This window comes from Pontibacter burrus (assembly GCF_010686685.1).
Lineage (GTDB): Bacteria > Bacteroidota > Bacteroidia > Cytophagales > Hymenobacteraceae > Pontibacter > Pontibacter burrus.
Window position 1 is genome coordinate 18,891 of record NZ_JAAGWD010000013.1, and the last position, 20,042, is coordinate 38,932.

16 protein-coding genes and 1 tRNA gene are annotated in these 20,042 nt (G+C 45.6%); 10 read left to right on the plus strand and 7 right to left on the minus strand.

From position 1 onward, the window contains the following. Positions 1 to 195: 195 nt before the first annotated feature. From GXP69_RS18650 to GXP69_RS18665, 4 genes are read left to right on the plus strand one after another with little or no spacing between them, the layout of a single operon-like run. Positions 196 to 1,410, plus strand: coding sequence for a pyridoxal phosphate-dependent aminotransferase (locus GXP69_RS18650; RefSeq protein ID WP_163917136.1), 1,215 nt, complete (start codon positions 196 to 198; stop codon positions 1,408 to 1,410). Next, complete coding sequence (locus tag GXP69_RS18655) at positions 1,410 to 2,429, plus strand: bifunctional heptose 7-phosphate kinase/heptose 1-phosphate adenyltransferase (protein ID WP_163917107.1); 1,020 nt, start codon at positions 1,410 to 1,412, stop codon at positions 2,427 to 2,429. Before GXP69_RS18650 ends, GXP69_RS18655 begins: the two co-directional genes overlap by 1 nt. Further along, positions 2,410 to 4,209 (plus strand): TrkH family potassium uptake protein, encoded by a 1,800-nt coding sequence (locus tag GXP69_RS18660; RefSeq protein ID WP_163917109.1) that lies wholly within the window; start codon positions 2,410 to 2,412, stop codon positions 4,207 to 4,209. The genes GXP69_RS18655 and GXP69_RS18660 overlap by 20 nt, the downstream gene beginning before the upstream one ends. Positions 4,210 to 4,240: 31 nt before the next feature. Beyond that, positions 4,241 to 6,040: a TrkH family potassium uptake protein gene (locus tag GXP69_RS18665; RefSeq protein ID WP_163917111.1), complete on the plus strand. Its 1,800-nt coding sequence runs from the start codon at positions 4,241 to 4,243 to the stop codon at positions 6,038 to 6,040. Between the two features lie 168 nt (positions 6,041 to 6,208). On the opposite strand, the gene hemE is transcribed toward GXP69_RS18665, so the two are convergent. The 3 genes from hemE to GXP69_RS18680 form a co-directional block, all read right to left on the minus strand. Beyond that, on the minus strand, positions 6,209 to 7,246 hold the full coding sequence (gene hemE, locus GXP69_RS18670) for a uroporphyrinogen decarboxylase (protein ID WP_163917113.1): 1,038 nt from the start codon (positions 7,244 to 7,246) through the stop codon (positions 6,209 to 6,211). A 132-nt stretch (positions 7,247 to 7,378) separates the two neighbouring features. Then, on the minus strand, positions 7,379 to 8,215 hold the full coding sequence (locus GXP69_RS18675; RefSeq protein WP_163917115.1) for a hypothetical protein: 837 nt from the start codon (positions 8,213 to 8,215) through the stop codon (positions 7,379 to 7,381). An 18-nt stretch (positions 8,216 to 8,233) separates the two neighbouring features. Further along, positions 8,234 to 8,857 carry a MarC family NAAT transporter gene (locus tag GXP69_RS18680; protein WP_163917117.1) on the minus strand — a complete coding sequence of 208 codons (624 nt, stop codon included), beginning with the start codon at positions 8,855 to 8,857 and terminating at the stop codon, positions 8,234 to 8,236. A 155-nt stretch (positions 8,858 to 9,012) separates the two neighbouring features. On the opposite strand from GXP69_RS18680, the gene GXP69_RS18685 reads away from it, so the two are divergent. Both GXP69_RS18685 and purE read left to right on the plus strand, forming a co-directional pair. Beyond that, positions 9,013 to 10,143: a 5-(carboxyamino)imidazole ribonucleotide synthase gene (locus tag GXP69_RS18685; RefSeq protein WP_163917119.1), complete on the plus strand. Its 1,131-nt coding sequence runs from the start codon at positions 9,013 to 9,015 to the stop codon at positions 10,141 to 10,143. A 3-nt stretch (positions 10,144 to 10,146) separates the two neighbouring features. Then, positions 10,147 to 10,674, plus strand: a complete 528-nt coding sequence (purE, locus tag GXP69_RS18690) for a 5-(carboxyamino)imidazole ribonucleotide mutase (protein WP_163917121.1) — start codon at positions 10,147 to 10,149, stop codon at positions 10,672 to 10,674. Between the two features lie 363 nt (positions 10,675 to 11,037). On the opposite strand, the gene clpX is transcribed toward purE, so the two are convergent. From clpX to GXP69_RS18710, 4 genes are all read right to left on the minus strand, one after another. Continuing rightward, positions 11,038 to 12,261: an ATP-dependent Clp protease ATP-binding subunit ClpX gene (gene clpX, locus GXP69_RS18695; RefSeq protein WP_163917123.1), complete on the minus strand. Its 1,224-nt coding sequence runs from the start codon at positions 12,259 to 12,261 to the stop codon at positions 11,038 to 11,040. Positions 12,262 to 12,605: 344 nt separating this feature from the next. Continuing rightward, positions 12,606 to 13,304, minus strand: coding sequence for a ClpP family protease (locus tag GXP69_RS18700; protein ID WP_262887458.1), 699 nt, complete (start codon positions 13,302 to 13,304; stop codon positions 12,606 to 12,608). 95 nt (positions 13,305 to 13,399) lie between these two features. Next, entirely contained in the window at positions 13,400 to 14,722 is a 1,323-nt protein-coding gene (gene tig, locus GXP69_RS18705) for a trigger factor (protein ID WP_163917126.1), read from the minus strand. Between the two features lie 75 nt (positions 14,723 to 14,797). Further along, positions 14,798 to 14,879 (minus strand) — tRNA-Leu (locus tag GXP69_RS18710). 241 nt (positions 14,880 to 15,120) lie between these two features. Between GXP69_RS18710 and GXP69_RS18715 the strand changes: the two genes are divergently transcribed. The 4 genes from GXP69_RS18715 to GXP69_RS18730 are packed head-to-tail and all read left to right on the plus strand — an operon-like array spanning position 15,121 to position 19,452. After that, a complete protein-coding gene (locus GXP69_RS18715) occupies positions 15,121 to 17,310 on the plus strand; it encodes a RelA/SpoT family protein (RefSeq protein WP_163917128.1) in 2,190 nt (729 codons plus the stop codon). 28 nt (positions 17,311 to 17,338) lie between these two features. Continuing rightward, a complete protein-coding gene (locus GXP69_RS18720; RefSeq protein ID WP_163917130.1) occupies positions 17,339 to 17,839 on the plus strand; it encodes a Fur family transcriptional regulator in 501 nt (166 codons plus the stop codon). Then, on the plus strand, positions 17,811 to 18,161 hold the full coding sequence (locus tag GXP69_RS18725) for an STAS domain-containing protein (protein ID WP_163917132.1): 351 nt from the start codon (positions 17,811 to 17,813) through the stop codon (positions 18,159 to 18,161). The genes GXP69_RS18720 and GXP69_RS18725 overlap by 29 nt, the downstream gene beginning before the upstream one ends. 7 nt (positions 18,162 to 18,168) lie before the next feature. Continuing rightward, the gene (locus tag GXP69_RS18730) at positions 18,169 to 19,452 is read left to right on the plus strand and encodes an adenylosuccinate synthase (protein ID WP_163917134.1); all 1,284 of its coding nucleotides are present in this window, start codon (positions 18,169 to 18,171) and stop codon (positions 19,450 to 19,452) included. Positions 19,453 to 20,042: the final 590 nt, after the last annotated feature.

Here is a 20,042-nt window from a genome sequence, read left to right on the forward strand (position 1 = left end):
ACCAAGTCAACTATAAACTCCAACTATAGCCACAGACAAACCCATCACACCCCTCAATTACTAATCCTCACACGCCCATACCTCCTCAATTTCATTAACTTACAGCATGCCAGTTGGCCGGTAATGTTTTACCGATTCGCTTTCTGGAAAGTGTGTAACATAATAAGTACCTTTGGCCTTTTAAATGACAAGCACATGCAGGACATAGAGAAAGAAAGCAACATTTTATCTGATAGAATAATGGCGCTGGCCGAATCGCAAACAATCGCTATGGCTAAAAAGGCCCGCGAGCTGGCTGCACAGGGGCATGATGTGATCAACCTCAGCTTCGGAGAACCTGATTTTCAGACACCGCAATACATAAAAGATGCCGCTAAAAAGGCAATAGATGATGGCTTCACTTTTTACACGCCGGTAGCCGGTTATCCGGAACTGCGCCAGGCAATTGTAGAAAAGTTTAAGCGTGACAATAACCTGGACTTTAAGTCCGAAAACATAGTTGTATCAACAGGCGCCAAGCAGAGCATTGCAAACGCGGTGCTATGCCTGGTAAACCCCGGCGATGAAGTGATCATTTTCTCACCGTACTGGGTGTCGTATGAAGAAATCGTGAAGCTTGCAGAAGGGACGCCGGTGCAGGTAATGGGCAACATCGAGAACGACTATAAGGTTACACCATCTCAACTGGAGGCAGCTATAACTTCCAATACAAAAGTGGTGATGTACTCTTCGCCGTGTAACCCTACCGGTTCTGTTTTTTCTTCTGATGAACTGTATGCATTTGCAAAGGTGCTGGAGAAATATCCGCAGGTGCATGTTATTGCCGATGAGATTTACGAATACATCAACTTTGAAGGCAGGCACGCCAGCATGGCCAGCTTCGACTTTATAAAAGACCGCGTTATTACCGTTAACGGTTTCTCTAAAGGCTATGCTATGACCGGCTGGCGCGTGGGGTATATTGCAGCGCATAAAGACATTGCCGCGGCCTGCGATAAAATGCAGAGCCAGATTACGTCGGGCACCTGCTCCATTGCCCAGAAAGCAGCTTATGCAGCCCTGCAGGGTGGCAAAGAATCGGCAATAGAAATGCGCGATGCCTACCTGCGTCGCCGCAACCTGGTGCTGGAGCTAATGAACGAAATTCCGGGCATTAAAACCTATGTACCGAATGGCGCTTTCTACATTTTCCCGGATGTGAGCTATTATTTCGGAATGAGCTACGAAGGTAAAACTATTCAGAATGCAGAGGACCTGTGCATGTACCTGCTGACAGATGCCTTTGTAGCAATAGTTAACGGCGACGCATTTGGTGCACCACAGTGTGTACGTTTCTCATTTGCCGCATCAGACGCAAAGCTGACCGAGGCCCTGCATCGCATAAAACTTAGCCTGGCTAAACTTCAGTAATGAATCAGATTAACACTTTAGAAGATATTTTTTCAGCCTTCAACCGGCTGAGTGTGCTTATAGTTGGCGACGTAATGATTGACTCCTATTTGTGGGGTAAGTCGACGCGTATTTCACCGGAAGCGCCTGTGCCTATAGTTAACGTGGTAAAACGCGAAAAACGCTTAGGTGGCGCGGCAAACGTTGCGCTTAACGTGCAGGCCCTTGGTGCTACGCCACTGCTCTGCTCTGTAGTTGGCGACGATAAGGATGGCGGCGACTTTTTGCGCCTGTTGGAAGAAAAAGGACTTTCGACGGAAGGCATTGTGCAGAGCCCGGAGCGGGTTACAACTATAAAGCACCGCATTATTGCCGGCGCACAGCAGCTGCTCCGTGTAGATGCCGAGATTGAAACAGAGCTGGCTGACTATGATAACCGCCACCTGGAGGAGCGTTACCTAAAACTGCTGGACCGTGCTGATGTAGTGATTCTGGAAGATTACGATAAAGGAGTTTTCTCGGAAGAGAATATAAGGCATTTTATTCAGCTGGCGAACGAAAGAAACATACCAACCGTAATCGACCCTAAAAAGAAGAATTTCCTGAGCTATATAGGCTGTACACTTTTCAAACCAAACTTGAAAGAGCTGAAAGAAGGACTGAAAGTAGATTTTGCGGACGAGAACCTGCCAGCTTTTGAAGAAGCCGTAACACAACTGCAGACCCGCCTGAAAACAAAGCAGGTGCTGGTTACGCTTTCGGAGCGGGGTGTGTTTATTGCCAACGGGCAGGAGCGGACTTACATAGAAGCGCACCTCCGTTCTATTTCCGACGTTTCGGGTGCCGGCGATACTGTGATAAGTATAGCTGCTTTGTGTATGGCCTTGGGCACTTCGGTGCAATTCCTGGCCGGGTTAAGTAACCTGGGCGGTGGCTTGGTATGCGAGCAGGTGGGTGTAGTGCCAGTTGATAAACAACGCCTGCAGCAGGAAGCGGCTCAGCTCAAGTTATACCACATGCATGAACATCGAACAGCTTAACAGGCTACTCTACGACAGCAAGCTGCGGGCTTATGCGCTGATGCGGCGCACCACTTATGTGCTCACCCTGGTTTCGGTGGCCCTGCTGATCTACGCCCACGGCGTGGTGTCAGATCCGGTTATGCTGCAGTACCTGTACTATGCCATCGATGGCATCCTGGCTGTTTTTGTGCTGATTTATTTTCTGCGCATCCTCTACAATTTCGAACGGCTTAAATTTCTGCAGCGCACCTGGTTTGAGGGGCTGCTGATGGCCATCATCCTCGTAAACCAAATTGGTACCTACCTGCTCAATGAGCCGGTCATCTACAACCTGTTCGAGGGGATCGGGATGCCACTTTCGGTAGAATTTTACCGGGTGTTGGTTTCGCTGTACATGCTCATGCTGCTCATTATAGAGTTGCTCGAGACAAAAGTGCACCTGAAGGCACTTCAGATAAAGCCAGCCATTACGTTCCTGTTAAGCTTTCTTGTGCTTATTGCCATTGGTACGGCTCTTTTCATGTTGCCTAAAATGTCGATGGTGCCGGGTGGTATGCGCTTTATAGATGCGCTCTTTATGGCTACCAGCGCCTCATGTATAACCGGGCTTGCCGTAGTGGACCCAGGTACTTACCTCTCTTTTTCGGGACAGGTTGTGCTTCTGGTCTTAGTGCAGTTGGGCGGTTTAGGCGTCATGACTTTTGCCACTTTCTTTGCCATGCTCATGCGCCAGGGGATAGGCATACGGCACCACGTGGCCATGTATGAGATTTTGGAAAGCGAGTCTATTTCGTTTACGCGCGGCCTGTTGCGCAAACTGCTCGCCATGACCCTTTTTATAGAGGCTGTTGGTTCGGTAATCGTTTTTATGACCTGGGGTAAGGATGTTGTTTTTACCGATCTGGGTACCAAAATATTTTACTCGGTTTTTCATGCTGTATCCGGGTTTTGTAATGCGGGTTTTTCGCTTTACCCGGAAGGGCTTTATTCAGATGTATTGCGTGGTTCATACATTCTGCATTTAACTATAGCTGTACTCATCATATTCGGGAGCATTGGTTTTCCGGTTATAATCGACCTCTTTTCACCGTCGGCGTTGCGCGCGCGCCTGCATACACCGTGGCGTAACTGGAAAATGCTGACCCGCGTTGCCGTTTACACTTCGGCGGCTTTATTGTTGTTCGGTACCGTTACGTTCTTTTTACTGGAGTATTTTAACACGCTCTCGTATCTGAATTTTGCCGAGGCGCTGGTAACTGCATTCTTTCAGTCTGTAACTACCCGTTCGGCAGGTTTCCATACGGTTGATATCTCAGCTATCTCTGTTCCTGCATTACTCATCATGATGATCCTGATGTTTATCGGGGCTTCGCCAGGCTCGATGGGTGGCGGTATCAAAACCACAACATTTACAGTAATAATTCTTTCGGTGTGGGCAACTATACGCGGGCAGAAAAACATCGAGATCAGCAAACGTACTATACCACCTTCGGTGTCTTATAAGGCGTTTGCCGTGTTTACCTTTGCTGTAGTGTTCAATGTTTTTTTCCTGATCATCCTTTCCATTTCCGATCCTCAGTTTGATATTCTGCGCCTGGCCTTTGAGCAGGTATCGGCATTCGCAACTGTGGGGCTAAGCACTGGTATTACAGCAGGTATGTCTGATGTAGGTAAGTTTATCCTGATTCTGTCGATGTACATAGGCAGGGTGGGCACACTAACGCTGGCTCTGGCAATCAGTACACGTGCTTATACTACAGCATACAAATACCCTGAAACGCACCTGGCCGTAGGATAAGCCCTGCTACCATTAAGTAGTTTCTAGCATTATGGAGATCGAACGGCTTAACAGGCTACTCTACGACAGCAAGCTGCGGGCTTATGCGCTGATGCGGCGCACCACTTATGTGCTCACCCTGGTTTCGGTGGCCCTGCTGATCTATGCCCACGGCGTGGTGTCAGATCCGGTTATGCTGCAGTCCCTGTACTATGCCCTGGATGGTATTCTGGCTGTCTTTGTGCTGATTTATTTTCTGCGCATCCTCTACAATTTCGAGCGACTCAAGTTTCTACAGCGGACTTGGTTCGAGGGTTTACTGATGGCCATCATCCTGGTTAACCACACGGGTACTTACCTGCTCGACTATCCGGTCATCTATAACCTGTTCGACAGGGTTGGGGTGCCGCTTTCAGTAGAACTATACCGTGTTCTGGTATCGTTCTACATGCTGTTTCTCTTAGTTATTGAGCTACTGGAAACCAAAGTGCACCTTAAAACCCTTCAGCTTAAGCCATCTATCACTTTCATCCTAAGCTTCGTTTTACTGATCCTGGTTGGTACAGGCCTGTTTATGATGCCTAAAATGACCAACTCGCCTGATGGGATAAGTTTTCTGGATGCCCTCTTTATGGCTACCAGTGCCGCGTGTGTAACCGGGCTGGCTGTAGTAGACCCGGGTACCTACTTTACTTTGTCGGGGCAGATAGTGCTGTTGGTACTCGTGCAGCTGGGCGGATTAGGAATACTTACTTTTGCTACCTTTTTTGCTTCGCTCATGCGGCAAGGGATCGGTTTAAAGCAGCACGTAGCAATCCACGAATTGTTAGAAAGTGAATCACTTTTCTCCTCGAAAGGGCTATTGCGAAAACTAGTTTTCCTTACCTTTCTGATAGAAGCGATAGGCGCAGTTTTCGTCTTCATTAGTTGGGGAAACGAGGTGAAGTTCACCAGCCTTGGGAGTAAAATATTTTATTCTGTTTTCCACTCGGTGTCAGCATTCTGTAATGCGGGGTTCTCTCTTTATCCGGCTAGTCTGTATACTGAACCTGTCCGTTTTTCCTATATCCTGCACCTGGTAATTGCCTTGCTTATAATTTTTGGCGGCATTGGCTTCCCAACTATAGTAGATGTGCTTTCTCCTAAATCGATGCGCATGCGTATGCGGTTGCCCTGGAGAAACTGGAAGCTTTTATCCCGGGTTACAATCTATACCTCTGCTGCCTTAATCCTTCTGGGAACTATAGGGTTCTTTTTTCTGGAGTATTACAACACTCTCTCCAGCCTTAGCTTTGGGGAAGCTATCATCACATCCTTTTTCCAGTCAGTGACTACGCGTACTGCAGGGTACAATTCTGTAGATATTTCGCAGTTATCTACTCCAACTATGCTGATGTTTATTTTCCTGATGTTCATCGGAGCATCTCCGGGCTCAACAGGTGGGGGTATCAAAACAACAACCTTTGTAATCATTCTGCTGGCTGTATCTGCTACAATCCGGAATAAAAAGAATATTGAGATTGGCAGAAGAACAATTCCTCATTCAGTGGCATATAAGGCTTTCAGTGTTTTCGCGTTTGCTGCATTGCTTAATCTGTTCTTTCTGTTTGTTCTTTCTATCACCGACCCGAAGTACGATATTATTCGATTGGCGCTGGAGCAGGTCTCAGCGTTTGCTACGGTAGGGCTGAGTACAGGCATTACGGCTGGTATGTCTGATGTGGGTAAGCTTGTACTTATTCTATCTATGTACATTGGTAGAGTAGGAACCCTTACACTGGCACTTGCCTTAAGTACACGTACAGGCACCGCGGCTTACAAGTATCCAACTACTCAACTACCGGTAGGGTAGAGGAAGTTGAAGAATTAAGGAGTTAGAGAGTTTTGGAGTTAGAAAATTGGGAGGTTTAGGAAAGTTAAAGAGTGATATAAACTATAAAGGCCTGCAATTTTGCAGGCCTTTATAGTTTATAAATATTGAAGTCAATTTTATTTCAGACTTCCTAAACTCAAAAACTCTCTAATTTCTAAACTCACCATATTCCTTCACCGTCTGTACAAAGCATTTCACTTTCTCAGGGTCAGTATCAGGATAAACGCCGTGGCCTAAGTTAGCAATGTGACGTTGCGGACCGAATTCCTTCAGCATTTTTATAGTTTCACTCTGAATCTTATCGAATGAACTATACAGCAGGCACGGGTCCATGTTGCCCTGAAGTGTTTTATCAGGACCTACCTGCGCTCTCGCAGTGTTGATATCCATATGCCAGTCCAGGCCTATCGTTTCGCAGTTCAGCTTCGAGAAATCTTCCATAGCGAAGAAAGCGCCTTTGGCAAACACCGTTACCGGCACGTTGCGGATGGCATTGCAAATTTCGCTGATGTATGGTAGCGAGAACTCGCGGTAATGCGCCGGCGAAAGAATGCCTGCCCACGAATCAAATACTTGTATCAGGTTAGCGCCTGCCTCTACTTGTGCTTTCAGGTAAGCTATAGTTGTATCCGTAATCATGCGGAGCAGCTGGTGCGCCAATGCAGGGTTGGTATATAACATGCCGCGTGCATGCGAGAATGTTTTGGAGCCACTACCTTCTACCATGTAAGCCAGGATAGTCCACGGGGCACCGGCAAAACCGATTAGTGGCACACGTCCGTTAAGGGCTTTTTTAGTTACTTTAATGGCATCCAGCACATAGTGCAGGTGTTCGTGCGGGTCAGCTACGCGAAGTTTTGCAAGATCAGCTTCAGTGCGAATTGTATTCGGGAACCAAGGGCCGCGCTTTTCAATCATTTCGTAGGTGCAGCCCATTGCTTCTGGCACCACTAAAATGTCTGAGAAAATAATGGCTGCATCTACATCCAGTATGTCAACGGGTTGTATCGTTACTTCAGCGGCAAGTTCCGGCGTTTCTACAAGTTCCTTAAATCCGCTAAGGCTTTCGCGTACAGCTCTGTATTCAGGTAAAATTCTGCCGGCCTGGCGCATCAGCCATACCGGGGTGCGCTCAACAGGTTCTCCTTTGGCAGCTCTAATAAGCAGGTCGTTCTTCAGTTGCATAACACAAAGATAAGCTAATTTGCCGATTGTGGGAAGGTGATTGTTATCACCAAACTATAAGAGCTGTTTACTTGATTGTGGGAAGTGTGGTTTGGGGTAGGAGGAACTATAGTTACAAAATCAGTCTTACTATTATTCTTCGCAGTTTGACTCTACCACTTGATCAAACAGTTTCTTAAACTCTTTGGTCATTTGTCCTTCCTGGTTAAAACCCTTAACATACTTTCTTTGTCGGTTTGCACAATTCCACCAGCCATAAGTCATCAGATCAATTCGGGCTAGAAGTAGTCTATCAGCAGACCTTAAATTTTCTTGATACCTGCGTTCAACTCCTTCAGGGTATCCATTGATGGATTTATTGTACTCAATTAGCTTTCTCCAAGAATCTAATAAATGAGTCGTATCTTCAGAAGTCAGCCCATTTATGTATTCGATGCATTGCTTAGAGTAGGCAGTACCAATAAGCAGTTTAGGATTTAAATGCGCTTCTAACGTAAGCTTCTCTAGTTGGTAAAGTTCTTCTAATTGCAAGATAGATAACTTTATATGCTCTTGCCAGAACGGAGCAGGAACAACATCTAAGCTTTGTAGTTTTTTAATGGCTTTGCTATAGTTGTTTTCGAGTTCTTTTAATGAATTTTCAATATAAGCCACAGTATAATATTCAGGCTCATCCAATGTAGCATCTGTATTTGAAGAAGTAACGCTATTATACCCGAATACCAGAAAGTAAGTGTCTGCAATCTGTCTCTCAGTGTATTTACCCGATTGGTAATAACCAGTATAGTCACAAAGCCCTTCCTGCCAAGCAAATTCCCTTAAATATGTTCTCTCAGCATGTTGCGCTTCTTGCTCTTCTTCTGTATTAGTGCCTTCTAAAACTACATTCGTATTCGCTGCATTCCTGTTTTGGCATGAAACAAACCAAAAGGCAAGGAGAAATAAGTTAGTTGAAAGAAGCTTGGACATACACTTTTGAATTATCTATTACCGCTCCGTAAAGAACAGCGCATAAATAGCCGAAACAATAAAGTTTACGCCGATAGAGAGCACGATAAAGCCCATAATGCGGGAAAGCGCTGACAAACCGGATTTGCCCATATAGCGCGTAAGCTGGTGCGAGAAACGCAGAATGATATAACAAACTGCTGCGAGCAAAACGATCGAGATCAGGATCAGACCCATATCTAGGTAAGACAACGATGTGGTATACATAGCGATGCTTACTGCAATGGCTCCGGGGCCGGAAAGCATCGGCATGGCCAGGGGCGTAAACGAAACGTCTTCTTTATGCTGACCTTCTTCCACTACCTCAGGGGAGATCTTCTTTTTGCTTGCGCCCGGGCTCAGTAATTCAAAACCGGCGCGCATAATCATCAAACCACCGGCGATACGCAGGTCGTGAATACGGATACCGAAAAAGTTAAGCACGTACTGGCCTGCCAGAAAGAAAACTGCCAGAATGCCTACCATGTACAAACAAGCTTTAAGCGCCTGCTGGTTACGCTGGGCCGGTGTGTCGTCCTGGGTCAGGGTCAGGAACACGGGCATGGCACCAAAGGGGTTAACGACAGAGAAAAGGGCAGAAAAAGTGGCAAGAATAATTTCCATCTAAGGTACAGTTCAGAAAAAGTAAGCTAACAATATAAAGGATTACGTATATAAATCAAAGTATATGTAACGACAGAGGCAAATACTATAGTTAGGGCAGGTAGGTTTAACTATAATCCTTAATTTTGAGAAACGATCACCCAAAACACCCATCTATGAAAGGAGAAGTAAAGCTTGGTATACTTGGCGGCGGACAACTGGGCCGTATGCTGATGCAGTCCGGGCTCGATTTTAACATCTATACCTTAGTGTTAGACCCCGACGAGAATGCTCCCTGTAAAGACATTTGCAACGAGTTTTTCGTAGGCAGCTTCCGCGATTTTGATACTGTATATGAGTTTGGCAAAAACTGCGATATACTAACTATAGAGATTGAGCACGTAAACGCCGATGCCCTGGAAAAACTGGAGCAGGAAGGTGTGAAAGTTTATCCGGACGCTAAAACCATAAGAACCATACAGGACAAAGGCCTACAGAAAGAATTCTTCCGGAAGCACAACATTCCAACTTCTGACTTTATAGTTCTGAAAGATAAAACGGAGCTGGAGCAAAATACTGAGTTTCTGCCTGCCTTCCAGAAACTGCGCCGCGAGGGCTACGATGGGAGAGGGGTTACGCGTTTAACAACAGAAGCAGACTTCGGAAAAGCTTTCGAAGAGCCGAGCGTGCTGGAAAAACTGGTAGATTTTGAGAAAGAGATATCGGTTATAGTTGCACGAAATGCCAACGGCGAGGTAACCGCTTTCCCGGTAGTGGAGCTAAGCTTCCACCCGGAGCACAACCTGGTGGATTCGCTTTTTGCACCGGCTAATGTAGCCTATAAACTGCAGCGTCACGCCATCGAGATTGCTACCCGCGTCATAGAAGCTTTTGATATGGTGGGAATCCTGGCCGTGGAAATGTTCCTGACCCGCGATGGACTAATACTGGTGAATGAGGTGGCACCGCGTCCGCATAACAGTGGTCACCATACCATAAAAGCAAACTATACATCACAGTACGAACAACACCTGCGTGCCATCCTGAACCTGCCACTGGGCTCTACCGAAATACAAAGCGCAGCCGTAATGCTGAACCTGTTAGGTGAACCAGGATATGATGGTGAAGCTGCTTACGAAGGGCTTCAGGAAGCCTTGGCAGTGCCTGGAGTTTACATTCACCTGTATGGTAAAAAATATACAAGACCAGCCCGCAAAATGGGACACATTACCGTGCTGGGTCAAACTATAGAAGAAGCGCAGCAACGTGCCGAGCAAATCAGAAACGTAATTAAAGTAAAAGCATAAACTATGGCCGAAGCAATAACACATACACAACCCTTAGTGGGCATTATCATGGGCAGCCAGTCTGATCTTAAAATTATGGATGCCGCTGCTGAAATTCTGGAAACGCTGGGCGTGCCTTACGAGCTAACTATAGTTTCGGCGCACCGCACACCGCACCGCATGTTTGAGTATGCAGAGCAGGCCCGCAAAAAAGGCTTGAAAGTTATTATTGCCGGCGCCGGCGGCGCAGCGCATTTGCCGGGCATGGTGGCCTCCCTTACAACTTTGCCAGTCATTGGTGTACCAGTAAAATCAAGCAATTCTATTGATGGTTGGGATTCTGTATTGTCTATCCTTCAGATGCCAGGCGGTGTTCCGGTAGCAACTGTTGCTTTGGATGGCGCATTAAATGCCGGAATACTGGCTGCACAAATTATAGGCACAACCAACGCCGCCGTGGCCGACAAACTGGAGAAATATAAGTCTGGCCTGAAAGATAAAGTAATGCGCTCTGTAGATGAATTGAAGCGTGGCGATAGGGATCTGGATTAAACTATAGTCGCGTAATCAAACTATAATTTGGCTAGTATGGCGCGAGCGTCTTCGCTCGTGTTGAACTATAGTTCGGGCGTCATGCCCAGTCGGATTGCAAATCCGACATTATAAGTTCGTCACGGATCACAGATCCGCGCCAGCCAAAAAACTATAGTTTGTAATTTTGCTGTTTCGGACATCCTTGTCCGCGCTACCTGCAACACGGGGATTAGGAAATTCCCGACAGGTGGCTTTCGGACTATGAAGTCCGAAAGAGCAGCGTATTAGATAAGCAGTAGTTGATGAACTATAGCTATAAAACAAAAGTCCCCGGCAGTTTAACTACCGGGGACTTTTGTTTTAAATATCTGCAAGTAGAAATTACGCCACTTTCAATTGCTTTAAGCTTGATTTCTCGAACTTCTCACGGGCATAGTCACCTGTAATTACAAGCTCTTTGGTTCCTTCTTCGGATGGCAGATCAAACATCGCGTCCGTCATGATGCCTTCGCAGATAGAACGCAGACCACGTGCACCCAGCTTATATTCTGATGCTTTCTCAACGATGTAATCTAACGCACTTTCATCAAAGCTCAGGTTGATGTTCTCCATTTCAAACAGGCGCTTGTACTGTTTCACGATTGAGTTCTTAGGCTCCAACAGAATCAGGCGAAGTGTTTCCTTATCCAGCGGGTTCAGGTGCGTCAGTACTGGTAAACGACCAATCAGTTCCGGTATCAGACCAAAGTTCTTCAGGTCTTGCGCTGACAGGTATCTCAGGAAATTTTCACCTTCTTCGTTATCATCCTGCTTCGATTTAGAGAAACCGATAGGGCGGGTGTTCAAACGGTTTTTGATCAGTCTGTCGATACCTACAAAGGCACCACCGCAAATAAACAGGATGTTCTCTGTATTTACAGTGATCATTTTCTGCTCCGGGTGCTTACGTCCGCCTTGTGGTGGTACGTTTACCACAGTACCTTCCAATAATTTAAGCAAAGCCTGCTGCACACCTTCGCCGCTCACGTCGCGGGTAATAGATGGGTTATCGCTCTTACGGGCAATTTTATCAATCTCATCAATATAAACAATGCCACGCTCTGCTGCTTCTACATTATAGTCTGCTGCCTGTAGTAAGCGGGTTAGTATGCTTTCAACGTCTTCGCCTACATAACCGGCCTCAGTAAGTACAGTAGCATCAGCAATACAGAAAGGTACTTGCAGAATGCCAGCCATCATGCGGGCAAGGTAAGTTTTACCTGTACCGGTTTCGCCAACCATAATAATGTTCGATTTCTCGATCACTACTTCTTCGTTGTCACTGTGCTGCATCAGGCGCTTATAGTGGTTATACACCGCTACAGACATTACCTTCTTCGCATCATCCTGGCCAACCACAAACTGATCAAGGTACTCCTTCATCTCGCGTGGCTTCATCAGGTTAAACTTAGGGCTACGGCTGCTTGCTCTGATTCTGTTTTCTTCGTTCAGGATCTGTTGGGCCTGGCCAATACATCTGTCGCAGATGTGCGCGTTTATACCGGAAATCATTACCGATACATCTTTCTTATTTTTGCCGCAAAATGAGCACGTAATCTCAGCCATAAGTTTATTTTGGTACAGGGAATTAGAAGCGTTTTATACCACGCTCAAAACAAAGGTACAAAATTGGAAGTTTATTAAAGCACAAAAAAATTAACAGTAGCTACACATTCATCTAAAAATATGCCTATTTATTAAAAAATCCATATTAGACTATTTTTTGATAACTGTCTTATATACAGATGGTTGTGTAAGGTGGGTTTCCACACACTCCTGTTGATAAATATTTCTTACTCTTATCACTTTTCAGGTATTACCCCCAGTTCAGGAAGCTGGCAGGGGTATAAATACTAAAAAACCCACTCCGAAACCGGAGTGGGTTTATACTTATAGTTACGTGGTAAAGGTTACTGTTTCTTGCGGGTTAGTACTTCGTCAATCAGACCAAACTCTTTTGCTTCTTCGGCACGCATCCAGTAGTCACGCTCCGAGTTGTCGTAAATGTCCTGGTACGATTTGCCTGAGTGCAGTGCCAGAATCTCATATAGTTCCTTCTTCAGCTTCAGGATCTCGCGGGCTGTAATTTCGATATCAGTTGCCTGGCCTTGAGCACCACCCATTGGCTGGTGAATCATAATACGGGAGTGTGGCAGGGCAGAGCGCTTGTCTTTAGCACCACCAGCCAGCAACACAGCACCCATACTTGCAGCCAGACCAGTACAGATTGTAGCCACATCAGGGTTTACATACTGCATGGTATCATAAATGCCCAGACCGGCATACACAGAGCCACCCGGAGAGTTAATGTATAGCAGGATATCCTTCTTTGCATCCGCTGACTCCAAGAACAGCAACTGCGCTGTAATGATATTGGCAATAAAATCATCAACCTGCGTGCCCAGGAATATAATGCGGTCCATGATCAGGCGCGAGAACACGTCGATTTCACGGAAGTTCGTAGGGCGTTCTTCAATTACAGAGCGGGTCATGCTTTCGATATTATGCATGGCTCTGCCTTCTATGTGGTGGATATATTGGTCTACGCCCAGCCCGCTAAGGCCCTGGCCTTTTACAGCGAATTTGCGGAACTCGTCTTTGTTAAACATCATAGTTGTTTAGGTTACGGTTTTGTCAAAAATAAAAAAGTCCTTTAATACTAAAGGACTTTTTTGGTAATATAATTATTTATATCGTGCTATAGTTAGAACGATAGATTTCTGAAGTCCTCTGCAGAGATGTTTTTCTCTACAACAGTCATCTTTTCTTTTAGTTTAGCGAGCACCTTCTCGGCCAGCAGTTGCTCGTACTCGTTGATGTAGTTACGGCCGTTGTCCTGCTGCAGATACTGCTGAGCATAGTTGTTCATGCTTTCAGCCAGTTCCTCAGGCATTTCGGTCATGTTAAACTGCGCCAGCATCTTCTCTTTCGTGCTGTTAACTACTTCTTCGTTTGTTACTTTCAGCTCGTTCTCTTCTACAATCTTGTTCTTGATCATAGACCACTTCAGCTCTTTTGTATACTTATCGAAGTTTTCCTCGATTTGTTCAGTAGTTAAACGGCCTTCGTTTGTTACCTGTAACCAACGCTTAAAGAATTCAGCAGGGATCTCAACATCAACGTTATCAACCAGTGTGTCGATAATGTTGCGGTTCAGCAGGTTATCAGCCTCACGATCGTAGTTTTCTTTGATCGTTTCACGGATCTTAGCATCGAGCTCCTCTTCTGTTTTAACAGCATCTTTGCCAAACAGTTTATCGAACAGCTCCTGGTTCAGTTCAGCTTCCTCTGTGCGGTTGATTTTCTCTACAGTAAATTCAAACTCGCCGTTCAGGTCAGCAGTTACTTCTTTGCTCAGGCCAGTTACGTGTGCAAGGGCCGCATTATCATCACCAAATGCCTTACGGATATCGAAACGGATTACATCGCCAGCCTTAACACCCACAAACTGCTCTTTGCCTTCTACAACACGAGTAGTTGGGATCAAGGTTTTAGATTCGAACTCACCGTCAACCTGCTTCAGATCACCATAAATAAAGTCACCTTCTTCTGATGTTTCTGGGTTTGTAGTTTTACCGAACTGGCGCTTGATGTTCTCGTACGCTTCGTCGATAGTTTTCTGGTCAAGCTCAACAGCGTAACCATCTACGCTCTTATCCAACGGAAGGTTGAATTCAGGAAGAAGACCTACAGCGTAAGTAAATTCAAATTCTTTCTGGTTATCCCAGTCAATGTTAGCCTGGCTTGGCTCTGGAAGTGGTTCGCCCAGTAGTTTTACATCATTCTCTTTAATGTATTTAGAGATTTCTTCCTGAAGCAGTTTGTTGATCTGCTCTACCAGGATGCTCTTGCCATACATTTTTTTAACGAGTCCGGCAGGCACCTTACCTGGTCTGAAACCTTTGATCTGGGCTTTCTTGCTGAATTCTTTTACCTGCTGGTCTACTTTAGAAGCGTAATCTGCTTCTTCCAGTACCACCTTCAGTTGTGCGTTCGTGCTGTCGGTTTGGTTTAATGTAATATTCAAGGCTATTATTTTTTAATTTGATATATCCAGTAATAACAAACCCCCAACATAACTGCTGAGGGTTTATCTTTGTTGTGCGGATGGAGGGACTCGAACCCCCATGCCTCGCAGCGCTAGATCCTAAGTCTAGTGCGTCTACCAATTTCGCCACATCCGCATAATGTGTGCTTGTTTGTAATGATGATGCAAAATTACAACGCAGATTCTTATTTGCAATACCTGGTCGAAAAAAAAGTAAAGTTTTTTTCATGACCGCTGTTTCATAGCTTTTAATTCAGGCTATTGAAAGCAGCTATTTATCCTGTATATTTGAAACTTAGAACGAGAGCAACTGTTTTATATTTAATGTAGTGTGTTGTAAACCAGCATAATAGTTGCCCGCTTTTCCGATACCAACTATGATAATCGATCCGGAAGCAGAACGCAAAGAGATCTTACGACTTTACAGAAGATTACTTCGGCATGCAAAACCTTTTTTAAAGGATAACGATGCCAAGATCATAAAGAAAGCCTTTAACACATCAGTGGAGGCGCATAAAGACATGCGCCGCAAATCCGGTGAGCCCTATATCTACCACCCGATAGCAGTTGCCCAGATAGCGGTAGAAGAAATTGGCTTAGGTACTACTTCTATAGTTGCAGCGCTTTTGCACGATGTGGTTGAAGACACGGAGCTGGAGATCGAAGACATTGAACGTGACTTCGGATCAAGTGTAGCACGCATTATAGAAGGGCTTACCAAAATATCCGGCGTTTTCGACTATGGCTCTTCGCAGCAGGCCGAGAACTTCCGTAAAATGCTGCTCACCCTGAGCGATGACGTGCGGGTTATATTGATAAAGCTGGCCGACCGCCTGCACAATATGCGAACGCTGGACAGCATGCCACGCCACAAGCAGTTGAAGATTGCTTCCGAAACCATGTACTTATACGCTCCGCTGGCGCACCGTCTGGGTTTGTATGCCATCAAATCGGAACTGGAAGACCTTTACCTGAAGTATACAGATACAGCTACTTATAAGGATATCTCGAACAAGATCCGCCAGACACGCAGTGCCCGTAATAAGTTTATTAAAGATTTTATCTCTCCGATAGAAGAAGAACTGCGCAAGCATGGCTTTAACTTCACTATTAAAGGCAGGCCGAAGTCAATCTACTCTATCCTTAAAAAGATAAAGAAGCAGAACATCACGTTTGACGAGATATATGACCTGTTTGCGATCCGGATCATACTGGATGTGCCTTTTGAGAATGAAAAGGCAGCATGCTGGCAGGTATACTCTATTATAACGGACTTCTATCAGCCTAACCCGGACCGCCTGCGCGATTGGGTAAACACCCCAAAAGCCAATGGCTACGAATCGTTGCACACAACTGTAATGAGTAAATCAGGGCAGTGGGTGGAAGTGCAGATCAGATCGCAGCGCATGGATGATATTGCCGAGCGTGGTTATGCCGCGCACTGGAAGTATAAGGATGGCGCCAACAACGAGTCTGGTCTGGAGCAATGGATAAACAAAGTGCGTGATATGCTGGAGAACAACACCGGCAATGCACTGGAGTTTATGGATGAGTTCCGTAAAAACCTTTTCGTGGAAGAAGTGTTTGTGTTTACTCCGAAGGGCGAACTCATCATACTTCCGGACAAAGCCACAGCCCTAGATTTTGCTTTTGAAATACACAGCCAGATAGGGCTGCATTGCCTGGGGGCAAAGGTAAATCAGAAACTGGTGCCGCTTAGTTACAGGTTGTATAACGGTGACCAGGTAGAGATCCTGACATCGCAGAAGCAGAAGCCTAACGAAGAATGGCTGAACTATGCCGTAACTTCAAAGGCGCGGTCCCGCATAAAAGAGGCACTGCGCGAAGAACGGAAACACAAATCTGAACAGGGGAGGGTGTTGCTGGAAAAACGACTGGCGCAACTGAAGATTACCGATAACCAGGCAAACCTGAATAAGTTGATGGCCTTCTTTAATGTGCCAACTATACAGGACCTGTACTATAGGCTGGCAATGGGGCACGTGGATCCGAAAAATATTAAAGAAGTAATCTTTACAGCCACATCTGAAAAAGGCAGTTCTACGCTTGATCCGAAGACCTTTGACCGGGAAGTGCAGAAAATACGCGGTGTAAATTCGGATATGCTGGTGATAGGGGAGAAGACCTCTAACATGAACTATAGAATTTCTGCCTGCTGTAACCCGATACCTGGCGATGATGTGTTCGGCTTTGAGACCGGCGACGACGATATTGAGATACACCGTACCAATTGCCTGCGTGCCATCGAACTGATGTCAAACTATGGCAACCGTATCGTTCGTGCCAAATGGACGGATCAGAAAGAACTGGCGTTTCTGGCAGGTATCCGGATTAAAGGGACAGATAGAGTAGGGTTAGTAAACGATTTAACCCGCATTATCTCGAACAGTTTAAGAGTAAATATGCGCTCAATAACTATAGATTCGCATGATGGCATCTTTGAAGGGAACATAATGGTGTTTGTAAACGACACCGGCCACCTTGATAAGTTGATGCAGCGAATGGGGAAAGTGAACGGTATACTTACCGTTGAGCGTTTTGATTAAGGCTTAGCCTAACTATAAGACAAACGACATGGCATTAGATCCTGTAAAATTTGAAGAAGTAAAGAAGATATTTACCGCCTACCTGGAGAGCAAGGGGCTTCGTAAAACACCGGAGCGCTATGCTATTCTGGAGGAGATATATTCCCGCGACGGGCACTTTGATGTGGAGTCGCTTTATATAAGTATGAAAAACAAGAACTACCAGGTAAGCCGGGCTACAGTATACAATACCCTGGACCTGCTGGTAGAAAATGACCTTGTAAGCAAGCACCAGTTTGGCCGTAACCTGGCACAATACGAAAAATCATACGGTTATCGTCAGCACGACCACGTGATCTGTACCGAGTGCCATAAAGTGGTTGAATTCTGCGATCCAAGGGTACATCAGATCCAGACAATGGTGGGCGAACTATTAAATTTTCATATCTTGCACCATTCTCTGAACCTATATGGCATATGTGGCGATTGCCGCGCCAAAAAAGTTACCAAAGAGCAAACACATGAAGTACCAGACCGAGCTGAAAGATAATTTGCTGTTTGTACGGCTGGAGGGCGACCTTGTAGCGGGCAAAGACACACAGCAGATGATTGAGGAAGTGGATGGTTTGCAGAACAGAAAACTGTTGCTTTGCGCTATAGATCTTTCTAATGTCAGATTTATGGACAGTAGCGGTATGGGTGTGCTTGTATCATTACTTACCAAGTTCAGAAACCGGGGTGGCGAGCTGGTGCTTATTAAACCATCTGATCATATCCGAAAGCTGCTCATTGTTACGAAACTCAACGCTATATTTACGATAGCTGAGAACGACGAATTTGCAGCCCAGTTCTTACAGGAATCTATTTACTAATACTTAAATGGCAGTTGATATATTATTAGGTCTGCAGTGGGGCGACGAAGGCAAAGGCAAAATCGTTGACGTACTGGCACCAACCTATGACATTGTAGCCCGTTTCCAGGGAGGACCTAATGCAGGTCATACATTAGAGTTTGAAGGTACAAAACACGTATTGCACCAGATTCCATCAGGGATTTTTCATTCGCATATCCAGAATATTATCGGCAATGGCGTAGTGCTCGACCCGATTGTGTTCCAGGTTGAGATGAAAAAGCTACAGGATCGTGGTGTTGATGCAGCTCAAAACCTTTTTATCTCAAAAAAGGCCGCACTGATCCTGCCATCACATAAAGTACTAGACAGAGTTTCGGAAGAAGCAATGGGTAGTGGCAAAATTGGTTCTACCTTAAAAGGTATAGGCCCTACTTATCAAGATAAAATTGGTCGTGTTGGTTTACGAGTAGGCGATATTCTGGCAGCTGATTTTAAAGAGCGTTACAATAAGCTGGTGGAGCGTCATCGTAAAACGATAGAGTACTACGGACAAAAGCTGGAAATTGAAGAGCAGGAGCAGCACTTCTTTGCCGCTGTAGATTACCTGCGTACCTTAAAGCTTGCGGATACAGAGTATTTGATCAACGATGCCCTTAATAGCGGTAAGCGAATACTAGCTGAAGGCGCGCAAGGGTCATTGCTGGACGTTGATTTCGGAACTTACCCGTTTGTTACTTCATCTACAACTATGGTGGCCGGAGCCTGTACAGGTTTAGGAGTTGCACCTAAGTATATTGGCGAAGTATACGGTATATTTAAAGCATACTGCACGCGTGTAGGTAGTGGCCCTTTCCCTACAGAGCTGTTAAATGAAGAAGGTGAAGCCATTCGTCAGGCTGGACGTGAGTTTGGTTCAACTACCGGTCGTCCGCGCCGTTGCGGTTGGGTAGATTTACCAACTCTTAAGTATAGCATCATGTTAAATGGAGTTACTCAGTTAAACATGATGAAAGCCGACGTGCTGACAGACTTTGACACTATAAAAGTTTGTACACACTATAAGTTACCTAACGGCGAATTGACTGACAGACTGCCGCATAGTTTAGAAGCTGATGAACTGGAGCCAGTTTATGAAGAGTTGCCAGGCTGGAGAGTAGATCTTAATAAAATAGATTCAGTTGATGAGCTACCAGACGCCTTTAGAAATTATCTTACTTATATAGAGTCTCATCTGCATGTGCCGATAACTATAGTTTCGGTAGGGCCAGATAGGAAGAGCACCTTAAAGAGAGAAGCCGTAAAAGCTTAGAATTATTTACAACTATAACTATAGCAAAAGGCCCCAGGTACATACCCGGGGCCTTTTGCTATAGTTATCTTATAGAAAGTGTAGAGAGAGGTTGAAGAAAATTAAAAATATCTGCTTCACTGGGAACTATAAACCTGCCTCAGCCTGTTCTTTCTTCACGTCCGGCCGGCAGGGCCGGGGGAAAAGCAGCAAAAACACTCCCCATGATGGCGCCCACAGGGCACGGGTTTGACAAGACGGCTAGTTTTAGAAAATAATTCCGCAGGCAATCAGTTACTTAGCCCGGGCCGGTAAAAAAGATCAGGGCCAGGGCTTGCAAGCTGGAAAAAGAGGTGTACTTTTGCATCCCGTTCAGCAGGAAGGGCAAGGAAGTTGGAAAGAGGAGCAAGGGACGGAAAGGGGATCGAAACCTTTTCTTTATAGCCCGGCAGGAGCGATGAGCGCGGCTGCCTTCTTGGAAAGTCTTCCAAAAAAATCTTTTTGTAAATGCTTGCAAACATCACCGGAAGGGTGTTACCTTTGCAACCCGGTTCAGGCAGTGAGTCGGACGCAGTTCAGGTCTTTGCTTTAGAAGGGAAGGCCAGGTGAAA